A 23755-nucleotide genomic window follows, 5' to 3' on the forward strand; every position below is an offset into this window, starting at 1 on the left:
GCGGGCAACCCGGCCCGCGTCGGGGCCCGGAGATCATCTGTGCAGGTCCGCGGGGCGTGGAAGGCCCGAATGGCGGACGGCCGAGATCATCCTCTCCCCGAGCCTTCCATGTCGCGGCGTGATCGGCAAGAGGTCCGCGGACCCGGCCGCCCCGCGCGTGACCGGCACGTCACCCCCGGTCAGCGCATTCCGAAGCCGTCGTAACCGCCCCGCGGGATGCCCCAGATCTCGGTGACGCCGTCCACCCGCCCCGGCGTGTCGGAAGACCGCAGCCATTCCAGGAGCCGGTGGCAATTCTCACGTTGACCTTCGGCCACCACCTGTACCCGCCCGTCGTCGAGATTGAGGGCGAATCCGGTGAGCCCCCCGATCGTCATCGCGTTCTCCCTGGTGAACCACCGGAAGCCCACTCCCTGCACACGGCCGCGTACCCACGCGGTCATACGGACGTCTTCGTTCATGCGTGAACGCTAACCGCCCGATTGGCCGACGAGCACTTCACGGCCATGCCCCATGGCGTACAGTCGCGCAGCAATAGCCTCACCCATTTGGGTGAGTAAAGGTTGATCTTGCACGCAAGGAAGGCATTGCCGATGGGACGCCACCGGAGCCCCGCGCCCCGCCGCGGAAAGCGGAACGCGCCCGTACGCACCGGCCTGCTGGGGGTGACCGCGGCCGTCGCGCTGGGCGCCGCCGCCGTGACCTCGGGGCTGGTGCCGGTCGGCGAGAACTTCGTCCTGGGCGGCCACGGGGATTCCGGGACGAAGGCGACGGCCCAGTCGTCGCCGAGCCGGTCCCCGCAGCCGCAGACGCAGACCGCGGCACAGCGGCCCGGGGGGCTGAAGAGCCTCAAGGACAGCGGTACGCCGGCCAGGAAGCCGGCCGCCCCGCCGACGTCGAAGCCGTCCGCGAAGCCCGTCCCGAAGGCGAAGCCGACCCCGTCGGCCAAGCCGGAGCCCGCCCCGAAGGCGAGCACCCGCGCGCCGGAGCGGCCCGAGCCGACGGCCACCCCGACGAAGGCCCCCGCCTCCGCCCCGGTCGTGCCGCGTGAGGACGCCACCGCCGCCGAGGCCGCGGTCCTGGCGTTGGTGAACCAGGAGCGCGCCCAGGCCGGCTGCCGCCCGGTCCGCGAGAGCCGGCCGCTGGCGGCGCTGGCCGGTGCCTTCAGCAAGGACATGGCCGTACGCGGCTTCTTCGACCACACCGACCCGGACGGCGCGAACCCCTGGGACCGCGCCTCCAACGCGGGCATAGGCGGCCTGGGCGGCGAGAACATCGCCCGCGGCCAGGGCGACGCGGACGCCGTGATGGCGGCCTGGATGAACAGCCCCGGCCACCGCGCGAACATCCTGAACTGCGAGTTCCGCACCCTGGGCGTCGGCGCGTACTTCGCCGCCGGCGGCCCCTGGTGGACCCAGGACTTCGGCTTCTGAGAAAACCGCAGGTCAGCGACCTATGAAGCGCCCTAGGTGTGTCGTCCTGGGACGTTGGTGACACGCGTGCTGGGTTCTTGAATGGGTGAGGGCCTCCGGGTTCGGTGTGGATTGCGACGTCTGCACCGAGATCAGGAGGCCCTCGTGCCCCACCGTAATGCCCCGCTGACCGAGACCGGGCGTCTTCGCCTGGCCCGCTGTGTCGTGGACGACGGCTGGCCATTGCGGCGGGCCGCGGAACGCTTCCAGGTCAGCCACACCACCGCATCCCGGTGGGCCGGCCGCTACCGACAGCTCGGCATCGCCGGAATGAGTGACCGCTCCAGCCGACCCCACCACCAGCCCCACAGGACCGCGCCCGAGGTCGAGGCCGAGGTGATCCGATTGCGGCGCGAGCACCGCATCCGCCCGCTGCGGCTGGCCGTCCGCTGCCACATCGCGGCCTCGACCGCCCACCGCATCCTCGTCCGCAACAACCAGCCGCCCCTGGCCACCCTGGACCGGGCCACCGGCGAGCCCGTCCGCCGCTATGAACGCGCCCGGCCCGGCGAGCTGGTCCACATCGACGTCAAGAAGCTCGGCCGGATCCCCGACGGAGGCGGCCACAAAACCCTGGGCCGGGCGGCCGGCAGCCTAAACAAGGACCGCCGCAACGGCGCCGGATACACCTACCTCCACACCGTCCTCGACGACCACAGCCGCATCGCCTACACCGAGGACCTGCCCAACGAGACCGCCCCGACATGCGCTGGTTTCCTGGCCCGGGCCACCGCCTACTTCGCGTCCCTGGGCATCCGCGTCGAACGGGTCCTGACCGACAACGCCTGGGCCTACACCAAGAACACCTGGCGCGACACCTGCCGTGACCTAGGCATCAGCCCCCGCTGGACCCGCCCCTGGCGGCCCCAGACCAACGGCAAGGTCGAACGCTTCCACCGCACCCTGCTCGAGGAATGGGCCTACCAGCAGCCCTACACCTCAGACCGCCAGCGCATGGAAGCGTTTCCCGACTGGCTGCATTGGTACAACTACCACCGACCCCATACCGGGATCGGCGGCCAAACACCCGCCAGCCGCGGCACCAACCTGCCCGGACAACACACCTAGGCCGTGCCGAGGCCGTCGTCCGCTGTGACGGCGCCCCGTAGACCGCGTCCACTGCGGCCCGGGTGCGGGTCGCGCTGTTCGGCATCAGGTGGGTGTAGGTCCGAAGGGTGAAGTCCGGATCATGGTGGCCGAGGTACTCGCTCAGGGCCTTGATGCTCTCCCCCGCGTCCAGAAGGACCGACGCGTAGAAGTGCCGCAGCGCGTGCATGCCGTTGTCCCGCCCAGAAGCCACACCGGCAGCGCGGAGAGCGGGCCGCCAATGCCGGTGGTTGAGGCGATTGCGGTCGAGCGGGAGTCCCTCTGGACTCCTGAAGATCAGAGTCGCCGTGACCGACGGTCCGGCAGCGTCTTCCAGGGCAACGTAACCTCAGGGGCCGGGAAGTTAGCTAAGTGGCCGGCGAGCGTGAAGCCGATGGACTCGGGCAGCGGCACGTCCCGCTCCTTACCTTCTTGGGCGGTGCGAAGACGGGCCGGTTCCCCCGCAGGGCTTGACCTGCCGGACGACGTGGACGACGCCGCCGAGGAAGTCGACGTCCTCGACCGCCAGGCCGAACACCTCCCCCTGGCGAAGCCCGCAACCGGCAGCGGGGTCCACCAGCGCTCGGTACCGCTCAGGCAACTCGGCCCGCACAGCCTTCACCCGCTCGCCAGACCAAGGCCGCACCTTGCGCGGATCGAGCCGAGGAGCCTTGACCGACCGGGCGCTGCACGGGTTCGACCGGATGATCCGGTCTTCCACGGCCGCCGTGAACACCGTAGAGACGTGGGCGAAGATCCCCCGGCGGTAGGCAGCCGACAGCCCCGAGTCCTCCCGCGTGCGCATCCAGAGGCGAAGGTGCGACGGGGCGAAGGAAGCCATCGGCCGCTTACCGAGGTGCGGGATGGCATGCACCCGTAGCGCATCTGGACGGATTCCCGCGTCGCCGGGTCCGTCATCTGCGTACGCATCCACTTGGTGGCGTACTGCTCGAAGGTGACCTTGCCAGCGTCCGGAGCGATGTAGTCGCCGCGCGACATGTGCGCTTCGATGTTCGTCAGCCACGTCTCAGCCTTGCGCTCTGCTTGTCCGGGAAGCTCTTGGACTTCTCGGAGCCGTCCTGGCCGACGTAGCGAGCCCGATAGCGGCGGCCGGTCCCGTGGCGGTCTGTCTTGACCTTGACGGACTTGCCGTCCGCACCGTGGACTCCCCGGCTCGGGCAGACCACGCTGTCTCGTGCACTCCCGGCCCGAGGCTTCATACGGCTTTGCCCGGACGAGGAGATGTACCGCCGACACGGCGTCTACGGAGTCGACTTCCCCCGCGGAACGTTCCCGCCCCTTGAACGACCCGTGCTCGAAGAGATCTCGGTCGAGCTTCAGCAGCAGCTCAGGGCCGGGCAAGACGTGGTGGTCGACCATGGATTCTGGACGCCGGACGACCGCGCTCACTGGCGACCACTTGCGACCGAGGCAAGAGCCAGCGTAGTGCTGGTGTATCTGGAGGCCAGCCATGACGAGCTGTAGTCGCGCGTGAGCAAGCGGAACGCTCAGCATGAAGCCGACCCGAATTCGATCTACTTCGCTGAAAGCGACTTGCTGCGCTACCGCACCCGGTTCGCGCCACCTGTGCCCAGCGAACCGCACATGATTTACAACGGCGACCCCGAATCGGTCCTGAAAGCCCTCGAAGCCGACTGAGCTGCAAGAAGTCTTTCGGAGACTCAATCCAGAGCCCTGTCCAGTTACAAGTTTCTCTACCTCATCAAGCACCCGTCGTCGCTCCGCTCCTCCGGGCGGGCGCGGGCGGCCCGGCGGCGCCCGCGCTCCTGCCTTCGCCCCGCTCGGCACCGCCGACCGCCCACCCCCGCCCAGGAGGCCAGCCACTTTGGGGCGAGCCTCGAAGATCATGGCCCCAACGTCGTGCTTTAACGGGCAGGTCCACAGACTGCCCGACTCGCCGGAAGCTTACGGGGCCATGATCACTCGCCCCAAAGCAGCTCCATCCCAAAGCCGCTACGCCGACCTTGCGACTACTCTGCCGGGCCCTGGGGGGCAGACTGGACATTCCCAGGCAACGCCCGCACGGAGAACGACAACTGCCAACTCTCCTCTGTACGGCCGTTCAGCTCTAGCCGCCAAGTGAAACGACCCCCCGGGGCAAGCGGAAGCGCACCTACACCGATTGCAAGAGGGACGTCTAGCGGGGTGCCAGGCATCAAGCCTGGAGGACGGCCAACCTCTACCTGCCCCTCCAAGCGGAGGGGCTGCAAGCCGAGGGGGCCTTGCTGCTGAACTGGCTTTCCGTCTTGATCAACTAGCCCCAGCGCGAATTTGATTGGCGTATTGGCCTGATCCCAAGGTACTTCAATCTTGAGGGCCAAAGCACTGGGGCTCGGCAGGGGTCCCGTGACGCTCCATCCGCCACCGGAAATAAAGAGCTTACCCTCCGCCACCTGAGCGTGGTCACAGAGCATCATGGTCACCCTCATAGGGCGAAACGGTCCTTTCGGGAAACCAGCTTTCCTGACGTCTGCGGCCGTCAGGCGTAGATCGGACTGCTCGTCACGACCTGAAACGCCGACGAAGAGCCGGTGACGACAACTACTGGTGCGACATCGTCTTGTGAGTCCCGCAGCCACATGGGTGCGCTGGGTGTGGCGTTGAGGACCTTTACGGAGGTCTCAACTTGCGGCCGAGCCAGTTGCTCACGGAGCTCGAACTGTTCGTCCTCCAGGTAAAAGGGCAACCCCTCATGGACTAGACCCCGCACCTCGGCGAGAGACTCACCGACGGCACCGAAGCCACTGACGTCCGGAGACTCCGCCCACCAGGAGCTACCCTCCTGGTGGTAGAGCACGGTAATGATCCGCATCTCACTTGCCTCCCAGCAGTCGAAGCGCCTCGTTGACAGTCAGCCCGATGTCGTTCACAAGGTACTTCCGAACAAGTCCAGGTGGAACGGTGACCCCGTCATGAAACGAAAAGAGCAGCTGAGGGTAATCATCTGACCTCAGGATGCGATGAGATCCCTTCTGCCGCACGATCACGTAGCCGAGTGGCTGACGCAGCAGTACCCCGAGCAGGGCACCTGCCTTCATAGATGGAAACTCGGACACTCAGCAATCATTCCATGCAGTGCGGGCAGCGTGGGGCGAATCTACAGGTTGCCTCACCGGCGAACGGCCTGCACGCCCATCACTTGGAAACATGCGGCAGGAGCTTGCCCGGAAGGCCCTCGATGCGTCCACATTCGAGCCCCCGGGCCGTCCCTGGGCCGTGCGGGGGCGCTCAACGACGACCAACGCTGACGACCACCGACAGCTAGGTCGCAGGTCGCAGCCTTGATCGATTACCCGGCCGCCGATTAGAGACCCGGACGACCGCTACTTCGGCTTCTGACCTTCGCCCCGCGCCCCGGACCGCACCGGGAGCCGGGCGGGGACGCACGGACGGGAGGGCCCCGGCACCATCTGGTGGTGCCGGGGCCCTCCCGTCTGCGCTCGTCCGCGCGTCGCGCCTCAGGCGGCCACGGCCGCCCGGCCCGCCCGCAGGACGCGGGCGGTCTCGGCGACCCGGCGGCCCAGGTGCTCGGCCGTCGCGATGTCGGCCTTGTGCACGGCGTCGGGGCCCTCGTCCGCGTTGGTCTGGGCACCGGCGCCGGAGAAGAAGCCGAGGCGGTTGAGGTCGTGCTCGGAGCCCGTGGTGGAGTTCCAGCCCGGCTTCAGGCCCAGGTTGACCCAGTGCATGCCGTGCTGCGCGGCCAGGGTCTGGAAGTAGGAGAGGGTGTGCGACTTGTCGCCGCTCTTCGAGCCGGAGTTGGAGAAGCCGGCCGCGAGCTTGTCCTGCCAGGCGTCGCCGAACCAGCGCTTCGAGGTCGCCTCGGCGAAGACGTGGAAGGCGCCGGAGGCGGTGCCCATGTACGTCGGCGAGCCGAAGACGATCGCGTCCGAGCCGTCGAGCAGCTCCCACTGGGCGTCGTCGATCTCGTCGACCTTGATCAGGTGCACCGTGGCGCCGGTGTCGGCGGCCCCGGCGCGGACGGCCTCCGCGATCACGGCGGTGTGGCCGTAGCCGGAGTGGTAGGCGATCGAGACGACGGGGGTGTGCGTGGTGGTCACGGCGGTTCTCTCCTCAGACGGGGTCCGGCACCGGTCCGTCCGGTCGCGGCGCCGGAAGAAAGGTAAGCACTAACTTTTGGAAAGCGCAAGCGGATGGTTAGCGCTTACCTGTGGGCGGTGCCCGGAGTACCCTGGTGCCATGGAGAGCGTGGAGACCACCGCCGCCGGCGAAGACCTGGCGTTCGACGTCTTCGCCCGCGCCTGTCCGTCCCGGGAGACCCTCGGGCACGTCACCGGCCGCTGGGGAAGCCTGACCGTCACGGCGCTGTACGACGGGGCGTGCCGGTTCAACGAGCTGCGCCGCCGCGTGGACGGCGTGAGCGAGAAGATGCTGTCGCAGACCCTGCACTCGCTGGAGCGGGACGGGATCGTGCACCGCGAGGCGCAGCCGACCAACCCGCCGCGGGTGGACTACGAGCTGACCCCGCTGGGCCGCGGGGTGGCGGAGCGCCTGATGGCGCTGATCGACCTCGTGGAGGCCGACATGCCGCAGGTCATCGCGGCACGCGAGCGCTACGACGCGGAGCGCGGCGCCCTCTGACAGCGCGGGCAGAAGTAGCTCGACCGGTTCATCCACGGACGGCGCCGCATCGGCGTGCCGCAGCGGCGGCAGGGCAGGTCCTCGCGCCCGTAGGCGTCCAGGGAGCGGTCGAAGTAGCCCGACTCGCCGTTGACGTTCACGTACAGGCTGTCGAAGCTCGTGCCGCCGACCGCGAGGGCCGCGTTCATCACGTCCCGCACGTGTCCCAGCAGCTCGGTGCTGCGCGGGCGGGTCAGGGTGGCGGTGGGGCGCTCGTAGTGGAGCCGGGCCCGCCAGAGCGCCTCGTCGGCGTAGATGTTGCCGACGCCGCTGATCAGCGACTGGTCCAGCAGGGCCCGCTTGAGGGTGGTCCGGCGGGCGCGCAGGGCCAGGTGGTAGGCGGTCTCGTCGAACAGCGGGTCGAGGGGGTCGCGGGCGATGTGCGCGATGACGTCCGGCAGGCCGTCCGGGGTGTTCTCGTGCAGCGACAGGCCGCCGAAGGTGCGCTGGTCGACGAAGCGCAGCTCGGTGCCGAGGTCGTCGTCGAAGCGCAGCCTGATCCGCAGGTGCTTCTCGTCCGGCGCCTCCTCGGGCTGTACGAGCAGCTGGCCGCTCATGCCGAGGTGGCCCAGGACCGAGGTCTCCCGGCCCTCCAGCGGCAGCCAGAGGTACTTGCCGCGGCGCCGGGCCTCGCCGATGGTCTCGCCCTTGAGCCGGGCCGCGAAGTCCTCGCCGCCGGCGGGGTGGCGGCGTACCGCGCGGGGGTGCAGCACCTGCGCCTCGGCCACGGTGCGTCCGGCGACCCAGCGTGCGAGGCCCCGGCGTACGACCTCGACCTCGGGCAGCTCGGGCACGGTGTTCCTCCACAAGGACGCGGGTCCGCGGCCGGGACCCCTGGGACGCCCCGAGCCTACCCGCGTGCGGCGGGGCCGCGGAGCGGACCCCGGAACATCGCGCCCCGGCCCGGCACGGACGGGGCACGGACGTGGCACGGACGGGGCGCACCGACCCGGAGCGGTTGCCGGCGGGCCCGCACGGACACGGCCGGAAACGCCGCCGCCCGCCCCCGGCGGACCGGGAGCGGGCGGTGCGTCGAAACGCGAAGGAAGCCTCAGCCGGCGGCCGGGCCTGCGGCGGGCGTCGGCGCCCCGCCGTCGGCCTGCTGCTCCGCGGACGCGGCGGCCTCGGCCGCCTTCTTCCGCTCGTCCGCGGCGGCGCGGATCTCGCGCCACGCGGACTCCGCCGCCTGCTGTTCCGCTTCCTTCTTGCTGCGGCCGGTGCCGGTGCCGTACGAGACACCACCGACGCGGGCGGCAGCAGTGAAGGTCTTCTCGTGGTCGGGACCCGTCTCGGTGACGAGGTACTCCGGCACGCCCAGACCCTCGGCCGCGGTGAGTTCCTGGAGACTGGTCTTCCAGTCGAGCCCGGCACCGAGGTTCGAGGACTTCTCGATCAGCGGGTCGAAGAGCCGGTGCACCAGCTCCGAGGCCGCGTCGAGACCCTGGTCGAGATAGACCGCGCCGATCACCGCTTCGAGGGTGTCGGCGAGGATGGACGCCTTGTCCCGGCCCCCGGTGCCTTCCTCGCCCCGGCCGAGCCGGATGAAGGAACCGAGTTCGAGGCCGCGACCGACCTCCGCCAGCGCACGCGAGTTGACCACCGCGGCCCGCAGCTTGGCCAGCTGGCCTTCGGGCAGGTCGGGGTGGGTGCGGTACAGCGTGTCGGTGACCACCAGGCCGAGCACGGAGTCCCCGAGGAACTCCAGCCGCTCGTTGGTGGGCAGACCGCCGTTCTCGTACGCGAACGAACGGTGGGTCAGCGCACGCACCAGAAGGGCGGACTCGACGTGGTAGCCGAGCCGCCCTTCTAGAAGCGTGTGGGACGAGGCCGCGTTGTTGCTGTCTGCCTGCTTTTTGGCGCTGGACAGTTCAGACATTGCGCCTCTCACCAGCCGCTCAGACCTCGAGGACCTGGCGCTTGTTGTAGGTGCCGCAGCTCGGGCACGCGATGTGCTGCTGCTTCGGCTCCTGGCAACGCTCGCACGAAACCAGGGTGGGGACCGCAGCCTTCCACTGCGACCGGCGGTGGCGCGTGTTGCTGCGCGACATCTTCCGCTTCGGAACAGCCACGGCTACTTCTCCTGCTTCTCGTCGACGCCGGATGCGGCGCCGCTCATGTTGTCCTTCTCGTCGTCCTGATCGGTCACGACGAGTCCCTGCAGTGCCGCCCAACGGATGTCGACGGCTTCATGGTGGTGGTCCGGGTCGTCGTTCAGGCTGAGCCCGCATTCGGGGCACAGACCGAGACAGTCCTCCCGGCACACCGGCTGCGACGGCAGTGTGAGCACCACCGCGTCCCGCAGCACGGGTTCGAGGTCGAACAGGTCGTCCTCGACGAAGTACCTGTCCTCGTCGTCCTCAGCGTCGTCGTCCGGTTCCGCCTTGGGGCGGCCCCGGCCATCGGCGTCAGGGTACGAGAACAGTTCCTGGAAGCGCGCATTGAGCTCCAGCTCAAGCGGCTCCAGACACCTTACGCACTCCCCCACGGCCTTTGCCACGGTGATGCCTGTGACGAGCACCCCTTCCATGACCGACTCCAGACGGAGGCCGATCTGCATCGAGGAGCCCTCGGGCACCTCGATGACGCCGGCGAGTCCGAGGTCCGCCGGGGCGGGGACGGTCCTGGACACCTTCTGCATGGCACCAGGACGCCGACCCAGGTCACGTGTGTCGAACACGAGGGGGTTGCGGTGGTCGAGGCGGGTGCTCAGGGCCGTTCCTGCTTTCGGATTCGCTGGGGGGTGCCGCTCCGGCGCCTCGGGCGAGGCTCTCAGGGCAGCATGGATCGCGGGCATACGCGCGACCGAAGAGCCAGGATACCCGGCGCCTCGCCCAGGACCCAAACCGGCCCGTCCGCGCAGCTCACCGCCCTGGCCGTCAGCGGCCCTGCTCGTACTGACGGAACTGGTCCAGGTCGATCACGCTCGTGTCGAAGAGGCTGGTCTCGTCGAGCGCTGCCCCCGGTGCCTGCCGGCCGTCCGCCTGGGGTGCGGGCTGCTGCTGGTAGCCGTACGGGTCGGGCTGGTAGCCGTAGGGGTCCGGCTGCTGCTGGTACTGCTGCTGGTACGGATCCGGCTGCTGGTACGCGTACGACGCGTCCTGGCCCCCGTACGCGGCCGCGTAGCCGCCCGTCGCGTACGGGTCCTGCCGGCCGTCCCACCCGGGCTCGGCGGGCGCCGCCTGGGCCGGGATGGCCGCCACCGGTGCCGCCGGCTCCGCGAGGCCGGCCAGGAAGTCCGCGTCGCTGGTGGCGCCGGGCCGGCCCTCCGCCGCGTCCTGGGCGGCGATGTGCTCGCGCAGCTCGTCCGTGGCCACCCGGCCCACCAGCTTCTGGCGGCCCCGGCCGACGGCCTCCAGCGTCTTGGAGAGCACCGCCTCGAAGGCGCCGAGCTTGGCGTCCACGTACTCGTCCGCCTGGCGGCGCAGCGTCTGGGGGTCGTGGGAGCCCTCGGGGGCGTCCGGGTCCGGGAAGCCGTCGGGGGAATCGCCGTAGGCGGCCCCCTGGCCCGAGAGGCCAGGACCGCGGCCCAGCAGCTTCTCGCGGCCGCGGTCCACCGAGCCGATGGTCTTGGTCAGCACGACCTCGAAGTTGGCCAGCTTGCTGTCGACGTAGTCGTCGGCCTCGGCGCGGATCTCCTCGGCCTCGCGCCGGGCCTCCGCCAGGATCCGGTCGGCCTCGCCCTGGGAGCGGCGGGCGACCTCGGTGTCGGAGATCAGCGAGCCGCGCTGGGCGTGGGCCGACTCGATGATCCGCTCGGCCTCCTGTCGGGCCTGCTCGACCATCTGGTCCCGGCCGCCGATCAGCTCCTGCGCCTGCGCGAGGGAGCCGGGCAGGGCCTGGCGCACCTCTTCGAGCAGGGCGAGCAGCTCGGCCCGGTTGACCACGCAGGAGGCCGACATGGGCATGGAACGGGCGCCTGCCACCGTGTCGACGATCTCGTCGAGCTTCTTCTGCACGTCCACCTGTGCTCGCACTCTCTCGGTGGTTCCGGTACGGACGGGGACGACTGTACGGCCAGCCGGTCCCCGCCCGACACCGACTGACGGACCGTCAGCCCCTCAGCGCTCCGCGAGGCGCTCGACGAGCGCGGCGTGGACCGTCGGGGGCAGCAGGTGGGACACGTCGCCGCCCCAGGCCGCGACCTCCTTCACGAGGGAGGAGGACAGGAAGCTGTACGTGGGGTTGGTCGGGACGAAGAGCGTCTCGACGCCCGTCAGGCCGTTGTTCATCTGGGCCATCTGGAGCTCGTAGTCGAAGTCGCTGACCGCGCGCAGGCCCTTGACGATGGCCGGGATGTCCCGCTGCTTGCAGAAGTCGACGAGCAGGCCGTGGAAGGATTCGACCTCGACGTTGCCGTACTCGGCCGTGGCCTCGCGGATCAGTTCGATCCGCTCCTCGACCGAGAAGAGGCCCTTCTTGGACTGGTTGATCATCACGGCCACGTGTACGACGTCGTACAGCCGGGAGGCACGCCCGATGATGTCGAGGTGCCCGTTGGTGATGGGGTCGAAGGACCCCGGACAGACGGCGCGGCGCACGCGAACTCCCTCGCTCTCAGGCCCGGTCATCATGAGTCTCCGCTGGTGGAGGCGGCGCGACCGTACCAAAGGGTGCCCTCGCCGTAGCGCCTGGACCGCAGCGGCTCGAAGCCGTCCGGCCACGGGAACTCCCCGCCTCGTGTACTGCGCTCCACGGTGACGAGCGCGTCCTCGGTGAGCCAGCCCTGGGACCGGAGTGTGAGGAGGATCTCGCGAAGATCGTCGTTGGTCACGGCGTACGGCGGGTCGAGGAACACGATGTCGTACGGGTCCCCGGGCGCCGGCCCCGTCACGACCTGCTCCGCCCGGCCCGACCGGAACTCGGCCCCCGGCAGCCCCAGCGTCCTGATGTTGTCCCGGATCGTCTTCCCGGCCCGGGCGTCCGACTCGACCAGCAGGGCGTGGGCCGCCCCCCGCGAGAGGGCCTCCAGGCCGACGGCTCCGGATCCGCCGTACAGGTCCAGCACACGGCTGCCCGCGAGGGGGCCGTGCAGGGACTCCCAGGTGGAGAAGAGCCCCTCGCGCGCCCGGTCGGAGGTGGGGCGGGTGCCGGTGCCGGGCGGCACGGCCAGGCGGCGGCCGCCCGCCACACCGGCGATCACGCGGGTCATCTGAGTCGGGTCCTCACGGCAGGGGGAACACAGGGGCGACTCCACGATAGGCGCTGGGCCGCGGCGCGCAGCCCGCGGCGGCGGCCCGCCCTTCGCCGGGCGGCGGTCAGCCCTTCTCCAGGTACTGCTCCCGCTCGTCGTCCAGGAGGGCGTCGAGCGCGGTGCGCAGGGCGGGCAGGCCGTCGAGGCCCGGGTCGGCGGCGACCACGGCGACGGCCTCCTCACGGGCCTGGGCGATGACCTCCTCGTCGTCGATCACGGCCAGCATCTTCAGCGAGGAGCGCACGCCCGACTGGGCCTGGCCGAGCACGTCGCCCTCGCGGCGCTGTTCGAGGTCGATCCGGGAGAGCTCGAAGCCGTCGAGGGTGGCGGCCACCGCGGCCAGCCGGGCCCGTGCCGGGCTGGCCTCCGGCATCTCGCTGACCAGCAGGCAGAGCCCGGGGGCCGAGCCACGGCCGACGCGGCCGCGGAGCTGGTGGAGCTGGGAGACGCCGAACCGGTCGGCGTCCATGATCACCATCACGGTGGAGTTGGGGACGTTGACGCCGACCTCGATGACGGTGGTGGCGACCAGCACCTGGACCTCGCCGGCGGCGAACCGGCGCATCACGTCGTCCTTGTCCGCGGGGTCCATCCGGCCGTGCAGCACCTCGACGGAGAGCCCGGCGAGCGGACCCTTCGACAGCTGCTCGGCGATGTCCAGCACGGCGAGCGGCGGCCGCTTCTCGGCCTCGTCCTCCGCCGGTCCGGCCGCCTTCTTCTCGTCCTCCTCGTCGCCGATGCGGGGACAGACCACGTACGCCTGGTGGCCGCCCTCCACCTCCTCGCGGACGCGCTCCCAGGTGCGGGCGAGGAAGTGCGGCTTGTCCTTGGCCGGCACGACGTGGGTGGCGATCGGGGACCGGCCGGCGGGCAGCTGGTCCAGGACGGAGGTCTCCAGGTCGCCGAAGACCGTCATCGCGACCGTGCGCGGGATGGGGGTGGCGGTCATGACCAGCAGGTGCGGCGGCTGCTTGCCCTTGCCGCGCAGGGCGTCGCGCTGCTCGACGCCGAAGCGGTGCTGCTCGTCCACCACGACCAGGCCGAGGTCGTGGAACTGGACCTTGTCCTCGATCAGGGCGTGGGTGCCGATGACGATCCCGGCCTCGCCGGTGACGAGGTCGAGCAGCGCCTGGCGCCGGGCGGCGGCGCCCATGGACCCGGTGAGCAGGACGACCTTGGTGGCGTGGTCGGCGCCCCCGAGCATGCCGCCCTCGGCCAGCTCTCCCATCATCTCGGTGACGGACCGGTGGTGCTGCTGTGCCAGCACCTCGGTGGGCGCCAGCATCGCGGCCTGCCCCCCGCAGTCGACCACGGCCAGCATCGCCCGCAGCGCCACCATCGTCTTTCCCGATCCGACCTCTCCCTGGAGGAGGCGGTGCATGGGGTGTTCGGTGGCGAGGTCGTCGAAGATCTCGCGGGAGACGGTCTGCTGGCCGTCGGTGAGGGTGAACGGGAGCTTGGCGTCGAAGGCGTCGAGGAGGCCGCCGGGGGCGGGCCTGCGGGCGACCGCCGGGAGCTGGGTGTCGGCGTACCGGCGGCGGGCGAGGGCGACCTGGAGGACGAAGGCCTCGTCCCACTTCAGGCGTTCCCGGGCCTGCTCGATCTCCGCCTTGGTGCGCGGGCGGTGGATCTTGAGGAGGGCCTCGGGGAGGGTGACCATGCCGCGGCCCTCGCGCAGCGCGGGCGGCAGCGGGTCCTCGGCCTCCTGGGCGCTGGGCAGCACGGCGTCGACCGCCTTGGCGATCTTCCAGCTCTCCAGCTTGGCGCAGGCGGGGTAGATCGGGATGAGCTGGTTGGCGAAGGCGTCGACCGCGGAGGCTCCGGCGTCGGCGCCGAGCAGCTCGTACGCCGGGTGGGAGAGCTGGAGGCGGCGGTTGAACATGCCGACCTTGCCGGCGAACATCGCGCGGCTGCCGGGCAGCAGTTCCTTGTGCGGCTTGTGCACGCCGGAGCCGAAGAAGACCAGCTGGAGCCGGCCGGCCCCGTCGGTGATGGTCACCTCCAGCCGTCTGCCGCGCCCGCCGTTGAAGGTGAGGACGCGGGCGTCGGCGACCTGGGCGACGACGGTGACGTGCTCGTCCAGCTGGTCGCCGAGGTCGGCGAGCGGGGTCAGCTCCCCGCGCTCGGCGTACCGGCGGGGGTAGTGGTGGAGCAGGTCGCCGACCGTGTGCAGGCCGAGCTGCTCGCCCAGCACCTTGGCGGTGGCGGGGCCGAGCGACTTCTTGAGTGGTTCATCCAGCGCGGGCACGTGTTCCATTGCACACCATGCCGCCGACAAGCCGGGTCACTCCACCCCGATGAGGAGCGGGGCGGAGTGCCGTCCGCCCTGGTAGACCACGGTGTCGACGGCCAGGTGGCGTTCGCGTACGTACCTCTCCAGGCGGTCGGCGAGGGCGTCCGGCACCTCCGGTCCGAGGACCAGGGTGACGAGTTCGCCGCCGGAGCCCAGCATCCGGGCGAGGACCGCCTCGGCGGTGGCGGTGAGTTCGTCGCCGATGACGGCGACGTCGCCGTCGATCAGGCCGAGCACGTCCCCGGCCTGGCAGATGCCGGCGGAGGTGAAGGACTGGCGTTCCGCGACGGCGAGTTCGCCGTAGCGGGTGGCTCCGGCGGCGGAGGTCATGGTGACGACGTCCTCGTCGAAGCTGCCGTCGGGGTCGTGCACGGCGAGGGCGGCCAGCCCCTGGACGGCGGAGCGGGTGGGGATGACGGCGACGCGGACGCCCTCGGCCCGGGCCCGTTCGGCGGCGCCGACGGCGGTGTGCCGGAGTTCGGCGTCGTTGGGCAGCAGGACGACCTCGCGGGCGTGGGCGCGGCGGATGGCGTCCAGGAGTTCGGTGTGGACCGGCGGCTCTCCGGGGCGGGCGAGGACGCAGGTGGCGCCCGCCTCCTCGCAGAGGCCGGCCAGGCCCTCGCCGGGGACCACGGCGACGACGGCGCGCTGGACCCGCTCGGGCAGTGCGGCCCGCCGCTGGTCGGCGAAGTGCGTGATGCGGATGCGGTACGGGCGGCCCGCCTCGATGCCGGCCTCGACGGCGGCGCCGGGGTCGTCCACATGGACGTGGACGTTCCACAGGCCCTCGCCGCCGACGACCACGAGGGAGTCCCCGAGGGCGTCGAGCCGCTCGCGCAGCCGCTCCACGGGCTCGTCCTGCGCCTCCAGGAGGAAGATCACCTCGTAGCCGGGGCCGTCGGCGCCGGCCTCCTGCTCGCAGGGGTCGGGCTGGACGGGGACGGCGACCGCGGGACCGCGGACGGGCTCGGGGTCCAGCTCCCGCCCGGACAGCGCCTGCCACAGGGCCCCCAGTACGGCGACCACGCCGCAGCCCCCCGCGTCGACCACCCCGGCCCGGCCCAGCACGCCCAGCTGGCCCGGCGTCTTCTCCAGCGCGGTCCGCGCGGCGTCGTACGCGCTCCAGGCGACGGCGACGGCCCCCTCGCCGGCGCTGCCGGCGGCCCGGGCGGCGGCGGAGGCCACGGTGAGCATCGTGCCCTCGACCGGGTGGGCGACGGCCTGGTAGGCGGACTCCGCGGCGCGGGCCAGTGCGGCGGCGAGCCGGCGCCCGGCCTCCGCCGCGCCGGAGACGGCGCCGGGGGCGGCGAGGTCGGCGCCAGACCCGGCGCCGTCCCCGGCCGGGGCCGCTGCGGCCGGCTGCTCCTCCGCCCGGCCCTCCCCCGGTCCGGCCGCCAGCACCTCGGCCATGCCGCGCAGCAGCTGGGCCAGGATGGTGCCCGAGTTCCCCCGCGCGCCTATGAGCGCGCCGTGCGCGTAGGCGCGTACGGCGTCGGCCAGGGAGGGCGGGGCCACCGCGGGGCCCCCCGCGAAGGCGTCCTCGACGGCCTGGGCGGCCGCCTCGGCGGTCAGGTAGAGGTTGGTGCCGGTGTCCCCGTCGGCGACGGGGTAGACGTTGATCGCGTCGATGTCCTCGCGGGCACGCCCCAGGGCGGTCAGCGCGAGGGAGCTCCAGGTGCGTACCGCGTCGGCGTCGAGGGTGGGCGGCACGTGCGGCACCGGGCGTTCCTCCTTGGACTGCCGTGGACGGCGGGGTCTGCACCCGCAGGGTAACGAAGGGGGCCCGGGTGGTCCGGGGCCCGGGGCGGGGGCCGCGGGAGCCATGGTAGTTTTCTTGTACGGGAGCAGCCGTTGTATGCTGCTCCGGTTGCCCGATGAGAATCGGGCCATTCCCCCGGCAAACCACTTCAGATCTCTGATCCGGTGCGCCGGATTTCACTGTAAGTGCATCTGAAGTCTTTGGAGTGACCTGTGGCTGCCAACTGCGACGTTTGCGGCAAGGGGCCGGGCTTCGGCAACAACATCTCGCACTCGCACCGCCGTACGCCCCGTCGCTGGAACCCGAACATCCAGCGTGTGCGTGCCGTGGTCGGTGGGACGCCGAAGCGCCTCAACGCCTGCACCTCGTGCATCAAGGCCGGCAAGGTCTCGCGCTGACGCTCCCGTCGTGGCGCAGCCCTTCCGGTTGCCTTGAAGGCCGGTCCACCTCGGTGGGCCGGCCTTTCTCTTTGTCCTGAAGTCGTCGTGAAGCGACGCCCGAGCCCGGAGGCGCGGCAGTGCCGCCCTCCGGGCTCAGTGGTGTCCGCCGGTCTGCGCCGGCGTCCGCTGGTCTCCGGTCCGGCTCAGCCGCGCCAGCGCCAGGCGTGGTCGACCGGTCCGATGCCCCCGCCCAGCGCGAATCCGGCGGCGATGGCGCCGGTGACGTACTCCTTGGCGGCGGTGACGGCCGCGGGGACGTCGAGCCCCCGGGCGAGGCCGGCGGCGACGGCGCTGGCCAGGGTGCAGCCGGTGCCGTGGGTGTGCCGGTTGTCGTGGCGCGGGGCGCGCAGCCACAGCTCCTCGGTGCCGTCGGTGAGCAGGTCGACGGCCTCGTCGCCGGCGGCCAGGTGGCCGCCCTTCACGAGCGCCCAGCGCGGCCCGTACGCCAGGATCGCGTCGGCGGCCCGGCGCAGGTCGTCCTCGGTCTCCACGACCAGGCCGGTGAGCTGCGTCACTTCGTCCAGGTTGGGCGTGGCGACGGTGGCCGCGGGCAGCAGCCGGGTGCGTACGGCGTCCAGCGCGGAGGCGGCGAGCAGCGCGTCCCCGTGCTTCGAGACGCCCACCGGGTCCACGACCGCGGGGGCGTCGGTGGCGGCTATCAGCTCGGCCACCGTCTCGACCAGTCCGGCGGAGGCCAGCATGCCGGTCTTGACGGCGTGGACCCCGATGTCGTCCACGACGGCCCGGTACTGGGCCGTCACGGCCTCCGCGGGCAGTTCCCAGGCCCCCCGGACGCCCAGGGAGTTCTGTGCGGTCACGGCGGTGATCACGCTCATCCCGTGCACGCCGAGGGCCTGCATGGTCTTGAGGTCGGCCTGGATGCCGGCGCCGCCGCCGGAGTCGGATCCGGCGACGGTCAGGCAGAGCGGGGGCCTCGTCACGGGGCGGTCTCGATCTCGCCGCCGAAGTGGTCCCAGCCGCCGGTGCTGGTCCAGGGTGCGCCGTCGACGGTGACCTGGGGCTGGGCGGAGGGGTTGAGGACCTCGCCGATGACCTTCCAGCGGGCGGGGAGCTTCACGTCCGGCGGGAAGGTGGCGACGATCGCGTGGTCCTCGCCGCCGGTGAGCACCCACTGGAGCGGGTCGACGCCGACGGCCTGGCCGATGTCGTTCATCTGGGTGGGGATGTCGATGGCGCTGGAGTGCAGGTCGATGCGGACCTTGCTCGCCTCGGCGATGTGCCCGAGGTCGGCGACCAGGCCGTCGCTGACGTCCGTCATGGCGGTGGCGCCGAGTCCGGCCGCCGCGGGGCCCGCGTGGTACGGGGGCTCGGGGCGGCGGTGCGCCTCGACGAAGGCCCGGGGGGAGCGGAAGCCGCGGGAGAGCACGGCGAAGCCGGCGGCGGACCAGCCGAGCCAGCCGGTGACGGCCACGACGTCGCCGGGCTGGGCGCCGGCGCGGGTCACGGGCTCGTGGTTGCGCAGGTCGCCGAGGGCGGTGATGGCCACGGTGATGGTGTCGCCGCGTACGACGTCGCCGCCGACCACGGCCGCGCCGGCGACCTGGCACTCGTCCCGGATGCCGTCCATCAGCTCGGTGGGCCAGGTGACCGGCAGTTCGGCCGGGACGACCAGGCCGAGCAGGAGGGCGGTGGGCACGGCGCCCATGGCGGCGATGTCGGCGAGGTTCTGGGCGGCGGCCTTGCGGCCGACGTCGTAGGCGGTGGACCAGTCGCGCCGGAAGTGACGCCCCTCCAGGAGGATGTCCGTGCTGGCGACGACGCGCCGGTCGGGCGCGGTCACGACCGCGGCGTCGTCGCCGGGGCCGAGCCGTACCGCTGGGGTGGAGGTGAGGCGGGAGGTCAGCTCTCTGATGAGCCCGAACTCCCCCAGCTCGCCCACAGTGCCCTTCATCGCTGTGCTCCTTCTGGCCCAGTGGGCTTGCGGTCGCGAGCCGTCACTGCTCTGGGTACTGTCAACAGACACGTCAACTTCTGTTCCTCGTACGCCCCGCTGAGCGCGGCGCCGTGCCCTCGGGTCTCCCCGCGGCAGTCGGCGACGCGGTACCGTGGCGTCCCTTCTTCCCTGGGGCCCCGCCGAGTCAGGGGCGGGTTCCCCACCCGAAGGTTAGGGGAGATCATCCTCGTGGCCGCCCTGGAGGTTCCGTGGTACAGGCGTACATCCTCATCCAGACCGAGGTGGGCAAGGCGTCGCTGGTCGCCGAGTCCATCGCGAAGATCCCGGGGGTGATCCAGGCGGAGGACGTGACAGGTCCGTACGACGTCATCGTGCGGGCCCAGGCCGACACGGTAGACGAACTCGGCCGCATGGTGGTCGCCAAGGTCCAGCAGGTGGACGGGATCACCCGCACCCTGACCTGCCCGGTCGTCCATCTGTAGCCCCCGTCTAGTCTTGGCCGGTGACGTTCTCCCGCCTCCGGCCCCTCTGCCTGCCCGTGCTGGCCGCGTGCCTGGCCCTGGCGGGCTGCACGCCCGGGAGCGCGCGGGCGGAGGTCGCTCCCCCGCCCGCCCCGCCCGCGGACGTGGTCAGGATGTGCTCGGCGCTGCACGGCGCGCTCCCGGAGACGGTGGCCGGCCTGGACCGGGAGGACCCCGAACCCGCGTCCGATCTGACCGCCGCGTGGGGCGGCGCAGCGATCGTACTGCGCTGTGGCGTCCCCAAGCCCCTCGACCTGATTTCCGATCCGCAGGGCACCGGGCAGGTCGAGGTGAACGGCGTGGGCTGGCTGATCGGCAAGCGCCGGGACGACGGCTCGTTCCGCTTCGTCACCGGCGGCCGTCTGGCCTACGTCGAGGTGGTCGTCGACCGGGAGCACGCCACGGACGCGGGGCTGCTGGTCGCCTTCGGTCCCGCGGTGCAGAAGAGCGTTCCGGTGGGCGTCTCCTCGTACTGACGCGGGCGCCGCACCGCGGGCCCGTCCCCCGTCCCGGCCCTCCGGCCCCCCTACGTACGGCCGCCCGCCAGGATGACCTGGCGGGCGGCCGTACGTAGGGGAAGGGCTCAGCGCAGGCCGGTCGAGCGGCGCATGGCGGCCTGGATCAGGCGGTCGACCAGCTCGGGGTACGAGACGCCGGACTCCTGCCACATCCGCGGGTACATGGAGATCGGCGTGAAGCCGGGCATGGTGTTGATCTCGTTGATGACGAACCGGCCGTCCTCGGTGAGGAAGAAGTCGGCGCGCACCAGGCCCTCGCAGGAGGCGGCGTCGAAGGCCTCCACCGCCAGGCGCCGGACCTCGGCGGTCTGGGCCTCGTCGAGCGGGGCGGGGACGATTCCGGAGGCGGAGTCGATGTACTTGGCCTCGAAGTCGTAGAAGTCGTGCGAGCTGACCGGCGGGATCTCGGCCGGGACGCTGGCACGCGGGCCGTCCTCGAACTCCAGGACGCCGCACTCGATCTCGCGGCCGCGCACGAGCGCCTCGATGAGGATCTTCGGGTCGTGGCGGCGGGCCTCCTCGACGGCCTCGTCCAGGCCGGACAGGTCGTCGACCTTGGTGATGCCCACCGAGGAGCCGCCGCGGGCGGGCTTGATGAACAGCGGCCAGCCGTGCTCGCCGGCGAAGTCCACGATCTTCTTGCGGGCGGCCGCCGGGTCGGCGTCCCACTCGCGGGGGCGGATCACCTCGTACGGGCCGACCTCCAGCCCGAAGGAGACGAAGACCCGCTTCATGTACTCCTTGTCCTGGCCGACGGCCGAGGAGAGCACGCCGGAGCCGACGTACGGGACGCCCGACAGCTCCAGCAGGCCCTGGAGGGTGCCGTCCTCGCCGTAGGGGCCGTGGAGCATCGGGAAGACGACGTCGACCTCGCCCAGTGCCTTCGGGACGGCGCCCGGCTCGGTGTAGACGACCTCGCGGTTGGCGGGGTCGACGGAGAGCACCACGCCGCCGTCGGCGGACTCGGTGAGCTCCGCGACGTTCGGCAGCCTGCGGTCGGCGATGGCCATCCGCTCGGGCTCGTCGGCCGTGAGCGCCCAGCGGCCGTCCGTGGTGATGCCGATGGGCAGCACCTCGTACTTGGAACGGTCGATCGAGCGCAGGACCGCGCCCGCGGTGACGACCGAGATGGCGTGTTCTGAGCTGCGGCCGCCGAAGACGACGGCCACACGCGGCTTGCGGCCCTGCTGCTCAGGAGTCTGGGGGAGGTTCTCGCTGCTCATATCGCCACGAGAGTACCCGCTCAAGCGTCCGGAAAGGAGTCAGCTGCGTTCCGGTTTGGCGCTGCGTCCCATGAGGTCCTTCAGCGCGACCAGCGGCGGCTTCCCGTTGTGGACGATGTCGACCACGGTGTCCGTGATGGGCATGTCGACCCCGTGCCGGCGGGCCAGATCGGCCACCGACTCGCAGGACTTGACGCCTTCCGCGGTCTGGCGGGTGACCGCGATGGTCTCCTCCAGGGTCATCCCGCGGCCGAGGTTGGTGCCGAAGGTGTGGTTGCGGGAGAGCGGCGAGGAGCAGGTGGCGACGAGGTCGCCGAGGCCGGCGAGTCCGGAGAAGGTCAGCGGGTCGGCGCCCATGGCCAGGCCGAGCCGGGTGGTCTCCGCCAGGCCCCGGGTGATGAGGGAGCCCTTGGCGTTGTCGCCCAGGCCCATGCCGTCGGCGATGCCGACCGCGAGGCCGATGACGTTCTTGACGGCGCCGCCCAGCTCGCAGCCGACCACGTCGGTGTTGGTGTAGGGGCGGAAGTACGGGGTGATGCAGGCGGCCTGGAGGCGCTGGGCCACGGCCTGGTCGACGCAGGCGACGACGGAGGCGGCGGGCTGCCGGGCGGCGATCTCGCGGGCCAGGTTGGGGCCGGTGACGACCGCGACGCGCTCGGCGGGGACCTTGGCGACCTCCTCGACGACCTCGCTCATCCGCTTGGCGGTGCCGAGTTCGATGCCCTTCATCAGGGAGACGAGGACGGTGTCGGGCGCCAGCAGCGGGGCCCACTCGGCGAGGTTGCCGCGGAGGGTCTGGGAGGGGACGGCGAGGACGGTGAAGTCCGCGCCGCGGGCGGCCTCCGCGGGGTCCGTGGTGGCGCGGAGGCGCTCGGGGAGTTCGATCCCCGGCAGGTAGTCCGGGTTGGTGCGTCCGGTGTTGACGGCCTCGGCGAGCTCGGGGCGGCGTCCCCAGAGGGTCACCTCGCAGCCCGCGTCGGCGAGGATCATGCCGAACGCGGTGCCCCAGGAGCCGGTTCCGAAGACGGCGGCCTTGACGGGACGGTTCACTTCCTGCCCTCCCCGGCGGCCTTGCGCCGCTGTTCTGCCCGGGCCTTGCGGTGGTCGTACGGCTCGGCGGGGGCGGTCTCGCCGCGCAGCTCCTCCAGGAGTGCGGTGATGGCGGCCATGATGACCTCGGTGGCTTCCTTGAGCACGTCGGGCGTGGGCTCCAGACCGTGGAAGCGGGAGAGGTCCACGGGCGGTCCGGCCAGCACCCGCAGGGTCTTGCGGGGCAGCAGCCGGATCTTGTTCTCCTTGGCGTAGGGCGGCATCGCGAGGTTCGCGCCCCACTGGGCCACCGGGATGACCGGGGCACGGGTCATGAGCGCGACGCGGGCGGCGCCGGTCTTGCCGGCCATCGGCCACTGGTCGGGGTCCCGGGTGAGGGTGCCCTCCGGGTAAAAGGCCACGCATTCCCCGCGCTCGATCGCGTCGACGGCGGACCGGAATGCGTCGAGGGCGTTGGTGGTCTCGCGGTAGACGGGGATCTGGCCGGTGCCGCGGAGCATCATGCCGACGAAAGGCGCCTTGAACAGGGCGGCCTTCGCCAGGAAACGCGGGACGCGGCCGGTGTTGTACTGGAAGTGCGCGTAGGAGAGCGGGTCCAGATACGAGTTGTGATTCACCGCGGTGATAAAGCCGCCGTCTGCGGGAATGTGTTCCATTCCCCGCCAGTCCCGCTTGAACAGCACTACCAGCGGCGGTTTTGCGATGACCGCCGCCAGGCGGTACCAGAAGCCGATTCTGCGGCGGGACACTCGGACACCTTCCTTCTAGGACCGGTGCTGGGGCACCTCCCGGCGGTAGCGGGGGAGGGTACGGCACCTGGTCGGCCGGACAAGTGTCGCCCCAGGTCCGGTCTCTGTCGAGAACACCGTACGCCCCGCTCGCGGGACGGTACCCCCTGCCCGGTGGGGCCGGGGTGACAATGGGGCCCACTCGCGTGCTTTTCGAGGAGGGGGCCGCCACGAACGCCGTCTGGACGCTGATCGTCCCGCTGAAGCCCCTCTCCGTGGCCAAGAGCCGTCTGGCGGCGGCCGCCGGCACCGCACGCTCCGACCTCGCGCTGGCGTTCGCGGTGGACACCGTGGCCGGGGCGCTGGCCTGCGCCGCGGTCCGGGATGTGGTGGTCGTCACGGACGACCCGGTGGCCGCCGGGGAGCTGGCCGGCCTGGGCGCCCGCGTCGTGCCGGACTCCCCCGCGGCGGGGCTCAACGCGGCGCTGGCGCACGGGGCGCGCGCGGCGCGGCAGGGGCGCCCGGGGGCACCGGTGGCGGCGATGAACGCGGACCTGCCGGCCCTGCGCCCGGAGGAATTGCGACGCGTGCTCGATACCGCCGCCGCATTTCCCAGGGCATTTCTGGCGGATGCGGCAGGAATCGGAACAACTCTGCTTTCCGCCGCCCGCGGGGTGGAATTGGCACCCGCGTTCGGGGGACCGTCCCGGGCCCGGCATTCCGCCTCGGGGGCGGTGGAAATGGCCCTGGACGGGGTGGACAGCGTGCGCCGGGACGTGGACACCGGGGAGGACCTGGCGGCGGCCGCGGCGCTGGGCCTGGGCGGCCGCACGGCCCGGCTGTACCGGCCCGTTCGCGTGGTGGGACGCCTCTGAGGCGGCGGCCGGGCGGCGATAGGGT

The 23755-nt window shown here is 71.6% G+C and carries 27 protein-coding genes and 1 pseudogene; 9 read left to right on the forward strand and 19 right to left on the reverse strand.

From position 1 onward, the window contains the following. Positions 1 to 179 precede the first annotated feature (179 nt). Entirely contained in the window at positions 180 to 461 is a 282-nt protein-coding gene (locus ACIQUR_RS10780; protein WP_399952939.1) for an acylphosphatase, read from the reverse strand. A gap of 132 nt (positions 462 to 593) precedes the next feature. Between ACIQUR_RS10780 and ACIQUR_RS10785 the strand changes: the two genes are divergently transcribed. Both ACIQUR_RS10785 and ACIQUR_RS10790 read left to right on the forward strand, forming a co-directional pair. Beyond that, positions 594 to 1433, forward strand: a complete 840-nt coding sequence (locus tag ACIQUR_RS10785; protein ID WP_403661628.1) for a CAP domain-containing protein — start codon at positions 594 to 596, stop codon at positions 1431 to 1433. 144 nt (positions 1434 to 1577) lie between these two features. After that, positions 1578 to 2540, forward strand: coding sequence for an IS481 family transposase (locus tag ACIQUR_RS10790; RefSeq protein WP_403661631.1), 963 nt, complete (start codon positions 1578 to 1580; stop codon positions 2538 to 2540). 28 nt (positions 2541 to 2568) lie between these two features. Here ACIQUR_RS10790 and ACIQUR_RS10795 read toward each other — a convergent pair. Then, positions 2569 to 3778, reverse strand: a pseudogene (locus ACIQUR_RS10795) (tyrosine-type recombinase/integrase); the annotation flags it as partial. On the opposite strand from ACIQUR_RS10795, the gene ACIQUR_RS10800 reads away from it, so the two are divergent. Together ACIQUR_RS10800 and ACIQUR_RS10805 are read left to right on the forward strand one after the other, a co-directional pair. Then, complete coding sequence (locus ACIQUR_RS10800) at positions 3705 to 4043, forward strand: AAA family ATPase (RefSeq protein ID WP_403661634.1); 339 nt, start codon at positions 3705 to 3707, stop codon at positions 4041 to 4043. The pseudogene ACIQUR_RS10795 and the gene ACIQUR_RS10800 overlap by 74 nt on opposite strands. Before the next feature lie 6 nt (positions 4044 to 4049). After that, the gene (locus ACIQUR_RS10805; RefSeq protein ID WP_403661637.1) at positions 4050 to 4217 is read left to right on the forward strand and encodes a hypothetical protein; all 168 of its coding nucleotides are present in this window, start codon (positions 4050 to 4052) and stop codon (positions 4215 to 4217) included. Between the two features lie 332 nt (positions 4218 to 4549). Here ACIQUR_RS10805 and ACIQUR_RS10810 read toward each other — a convergent pair whose 3' ends face one another. The 3 genes from ACIQUR_RS10810 to ACIQUR_RS10820 all read right to left on the reverse strand — a co-directional run bounded on the left by ACIQUR_RS10810 (position 4550) and on the right by ACIQUR_RS10820 (position 6637). Beyond that, positions 4550 to 5008 (reverse strand): DUF6941 family protein, encoded by a 459-nt coding sequence (locus ACIQUR_RS10810; protein ID WP_403661640.1) that lies wholly within the window; start codon positions 5006 to 5008, stop codon positions 4550 to 4552. A 384-nt stretch (positions 5009 to 5392) separates the two neighbouring features. Continuing rightward, entirely contained in the window at positions 5393 to 5617 is a 225-nt protein-coding gene (locus ACIQUR_RS10815; protein WP_403662651.1) for a type II toxin-antitoxin system HicA family toxin, read from the reverse strand. 420 nt (positions 5618 to 6037) lie between these two features. After that, positions 6038 to 6637 (reverse strand): flavodoxin family protein, encoded by a 600-nt coding sequence (locus tag ACIQUR_RS10820; protein WP_403661643.1) that lies wholly within the window; start codon positions 6635 to 6637, stop codon positions 6038 to 6040. Positions 6638 to 6776: 139 nt separating this feature from the next. Between ACIQUR_RS10820 and ACIQUR_RS10825 the strand changes: the two genes are divergently transcribed. Next, the gene (locus ACIQUR_RS10825) at positions 6777 to 7178 is read left to right on the forward strand and encodes a winged helix-turn-helix transcriptional regulator (protein WP_403661646.1); all 402 of its coding nucleotides are present in this window, start codon (positions 6777 to 6779) and stop codon (positions 7176 to 7178) included. Here ACIQUR_RS10825 and mutM read toward each other — a convergent pair. The 9 genes from mutM to ACIQUR_RS10870 all read right to left on the reverse strand — a co-directional run bounded on the left by mutM (position 7151) and on the right by ACIQUR_RS10870 (position 16411). Then, a complete protein-coding gene (mutM, locus tag ACIQUR_RS10830; protein ID WP_403661649.1) occupies positions 7151 to 8011 on the reverse strand; it encodes a bifunctional DNA-formamidopyrimidine glycosylase/DNA-(apurinic or apyrimidinic site) lyase in 861 nt (286 codons plus the stop codon). The genes ACIQUR_RS10825 and mutM overlap by 28 nt on opposite strands. A gap of 257 nt (positions 8012 to 8268) precedes the next feature. Further along, positions 8269 to 9093: a ribonuclease III gene (gene rnc / locus ACIQUR_RS10835; protein ID WP_403661652.1), complete on the reverse strand. Its 825-nt coding sequence runs from the start codon at positions 9091 to 9093 to the stop codon at positions 8269 to 8271. Positions 9094 to 9112: 19 nt separating this feature from the next. Continuing rightward, positions 9113 to 9286 carry a 50S ribosomal protein L32 gene (gene rpmF, locus ACIQUR_RS10840; RefSeq protein WP_026165248.1) on the reverse strand — a complete coding sequence of 58 codons (174 nt, stop codon included), beginning with the start codon at positions 9284 to 9286 and terminating at the stop codon, positions 9113 to 9115. A gap of 2 nt (positions 9287 to 9288) precedes the next feature. Next, the gene (locus ACIQUR_RS10845) at positions 9289 to 9927 is read right to left on the reverse strand and encodes a YceD family protein (RefSeq protein WP_403662654.1); all 639 of its coding nucleotides are present in this window, start codon (positions 9925 to 9927) and stop codon (positions 9289 to 9291) included. A 166-nt stretch (positions 9928 to 10093) separates the two neighbouring features. Then, positions 10094 to 11179, reverse strand: coding sequence for a DivIVA domain-containing protein (locus tag ACIQUR_RS10850; protein ID WP_403662657.1), 1086 nt, complete (start codon positions 11177 to 11179; stop codon positions 10094 to 10096). 96 nt (positions 11180 to 11275) lie between these two features. After that, complete coding sequence (coaD, locus tag ACIQUR_RS10855) at positions 11276 to 11755, reverse strand: pantetheine-phosphate adenylyltransferase (protein WP_403661655.1); 480 nt, start codon at positions 11753 to 11755, stop codon at positions 11276 to 11278. A 29-nt stretch (positions 11756 to 11784) separates the two neighbouring features. Next, positions 11785 to 12366 (reverse strand): 16S rRNA (guanine(966)-N(2))-methyltransferase RsmD, encoded by a 582-nt coding sequence (rsmD, locus tag ACIQUR_RS10860; protein WP_403661658.1) that lies wholly within the window; start codon positions 12364 to 12366, stop codon positions 11785 to 11787. Between the two features lie 106 nt (positions 12367 to 12472). Continuing rightward, complete coding sequence (recG, locus tag ACIQUR_RS10865; RefSeq protein WP_403661661.1) at positions 12473 to 14665, reverse strand: ATP-dependent DNA helicase RecG; 2193 nt, start codon at positions 14663 to 14665, stop codon at positions 12473 to 12475. A 27-nt stretch (positions 14666 to 14692) separates the two neighbouring features. Next, on the reverse strand, positions 14693 to 16411 hold the full coding sequence (locus ACIQUR_RS10870; RefSeq protein WP_403662660.1) for a DAK2 domain-containing protein: 1719 nt from the start codon (positions 16409 to 16411) through the stop codon (positions 14693 to 14695). 261 nt (positions 16412 to 16672) lie between these two features. Between ACIQUR_RS10870 and rpmB the strand changes: the two genes are divergently transcribed. Beyond that, the gene (gene rpmB, locus ACIQUR_RS10875) at positions 16673 to 16858 is read left to right on the forward strand and encodes a 50S ribosomal protein L28 (RefSeq protein ID WP_030195073.1); all 186 of its coding nucleotides are present in this window, start codon (positions 16673 to 16675) and stop codon (positions 16856 to 16858) included. Positions 16859 to 17043: 185 nt separating this feature from the next. Here rpmB and thiD read toward each other — a convergent pair whose 3' ends face one another. Together thiD and ACIQUR_RS10885 are read right to left on the reverse strand one after the other, a co-directional pair. After that, positions 17044 to 17841, reverse strand: a complete 798-nt coding sequence (gene thiD, locus ACIQUR_RS10880) for a bifunctional hydroxymethylpyrimidine kinase/phosphomethylpyrimidine kinase (RefSeq protein ID WP_403661664.1) — start codon at positions 17839 to 17841, stop codon at positions 17044 to 17046. Beyond that, on the reverse strand, positions 17838 to 18812 hold the full coding sequence (locus ACIQUR_RS10885; RefSeq protein ID WP_399952976.1) for a thiamine-phosphate kinase: 975 nt from the start codon (positions 18810 to 18812) through the stop codon (positions 17838 to 17840). Before ACIQUR_RS10885 ends, thiD begins: the two co-directional genes overlap by 4 nt. Positions 18813 to 19063: 251 nt before the next feature. Between ACIQUR_RS10885 and ACIQUR_RS10890 the strand changes: the two genes are divergently transcribed. Continuing rightward, entirely contained in the window at positions 19064 to 19297 is a 234-nt protein-coding gene (locus ACIQUR_RS10890) for an Lrp/AsnC family transcriptional regulator (RefSeq protein WP_030195064.1), read from the forward strand. 20 nt (positions 19298 to 19317) lie between these two features. Next, entirely contained in the window at positions 19318 to 19812 is a 495-nt protein-coding gene (locus ACIQUR_RS10895) for a DUF3515 domain-containing protein (protein ID WP_403661667.1), read from the forward strand. 107 nt (positions 19813 to 19919) lie between these two features. Here the strand turns inward: ACIQUR_RS10895 and ACIQUR_RS10900 are convergent, their stop codons facing one another. The 3 genes from ACIQUR_RS10900 to ACIQUR_RS10910 are packed head-to-tail and all read right to left on the reverse strand — an operon-like array spanning position 19920 to position 22876. Continuing rightward, the gene (locus ACIQUR_RS10900; RefSeq protein ID WP_403661670.1) at positions 19920 to 21077 is read right to left on the reverse strand and encodes a D-alanine--D-alanine ligase family protein; all 1158 of its coding nucleotides are present in this window, start codon (positions 21075 to 21077) and stop codon (positions 19920 to 19922) included. 39 nt (positions 21078 to 21116) lie between these two features. Next, positions 21117 to 22127 carry an NAD(P)H-dependent glycerol-3-phosphate dehydrogenase gene (locus tag ACIQUR_RS10905; RefSeq protein ID WP_403661673.1) on the reverse strand — a complete coding sequence of 337 codons (1011 nt, stop codon included), beginning with the start codon at positions 22125 to 22127 and terminating at the stop codon, positions 21117 to 21119. Then, positions 22124 to 22876, reverse strand: coding sequence for a lysophospholipid acyltransferase family protein (locus ACIQUR_RS10910; protein WP_403661676.1), 753 nt, complete (start codon positions 22874 to 22876; stop codon positions 22124 to 22126). Before ACIQUR_RS10910 ends, ACIQUR_RS10905 begins: the two co-directional genes overlap by 4 nt. 185 nt (positions 22877 to 23061) lie before the next feature. Here ACIQUR_RS10910 and cofC point away from each other — a divergent pair, with 185 nt between their 5' ends. Further along, entirely contained in the window at positions 23062 to 23730 is a 669-nt protein-coding gene (gene cofC, locus ACIQUR_RS10915; protein ID WP_403661679.1) for a 2-phospho-L-lactate guanylyltransferase, read from the forward strand. Positions 23731 to 23755 lie beyond the last annotated feature (25 nt).

It is taken from the genome of Streptomyces sp. NPDC101132 (assembly GCF_044759225.1).
Classification (GTDB): Bacteria; Actinomycetota; Actinomycetes; order Streptomycetales; family Streptomycetaceae; genus Streptomyces.

Bases quoted from the DNA above. Each gene is read 5' to 3' on its own strand.
- ACIQUR_RS10780 (WP_399952939.1), bottom strand. From the start codon at position 461: ATGAACGAAGACGTCCGTATGACCGCGTGGGTACGCGGCCGTGTGCAG.
- recG (WP_403661661.1), bottom strand. From the start codon at position 14,665: ATGGAACACGTGCCCGCGCTGGATGAACCACTCAAGAAGTCGCTCGGC.
- ACIQUR_RS10785 (WP_403661628.1), top strand. From the start codon at position 594: ATGGGACGCCACCGGAGCCCCGCGCCCCGCCGCGGAAAGCGGAACGCG.
- ACIQUR_RS10810 (WP_403661640.1), bottom strand. From the start codon at position 5,008: ATGAGGGTGACCATGATGCTCTGTGACCACGCTCAGGTGGCGGAGGGT.
- ACIQUR_RS10900 (WP_403661670.1), bottom strand. From the start codon at position 21,077: ATGAGCAGCGAGAACCTCCCCCAGACTCCTGAGCAGCAGGGCCGCAAG.
- ACIQUR_RS10885 (WP_399952976.1), bottom strand. From the start codon at position 18,812: ATGAAGGGCACTGTGGGCGAGCTGGGGGAGTTCGGGCTCATCAGAGAG.
- ACIQUR_RS10815 (WP_403662651.1), bottom strand. From the start codon at position 5,617: ATGAAGGCAGGTGCCCTGCTCGGGGTACTGCTGCGTCAGCCACTCGGC.
- rsmD (WP_403661658.1), bottom strand. From the start codon at position 12,366: ATGACCCGCGTGATCGCCGGTGTGGCGGGCGGCCGCCGCCTGGCCGTG.
- rnc (WP_403661652.1), bottom strand. From the start codon at position 9,093: ATGTCTGAACTGTCCAGCGCCAAAAAGCAGGCAGACAGCAACAACGCG.
- ACIQUR_RS10825 (WP_403661646.1), top strand. From the start codon at position 6,777: ATGGAGAGCGTGGAGACCACCGCCGCCGGCGAAGACCTGGCGTTCGAC.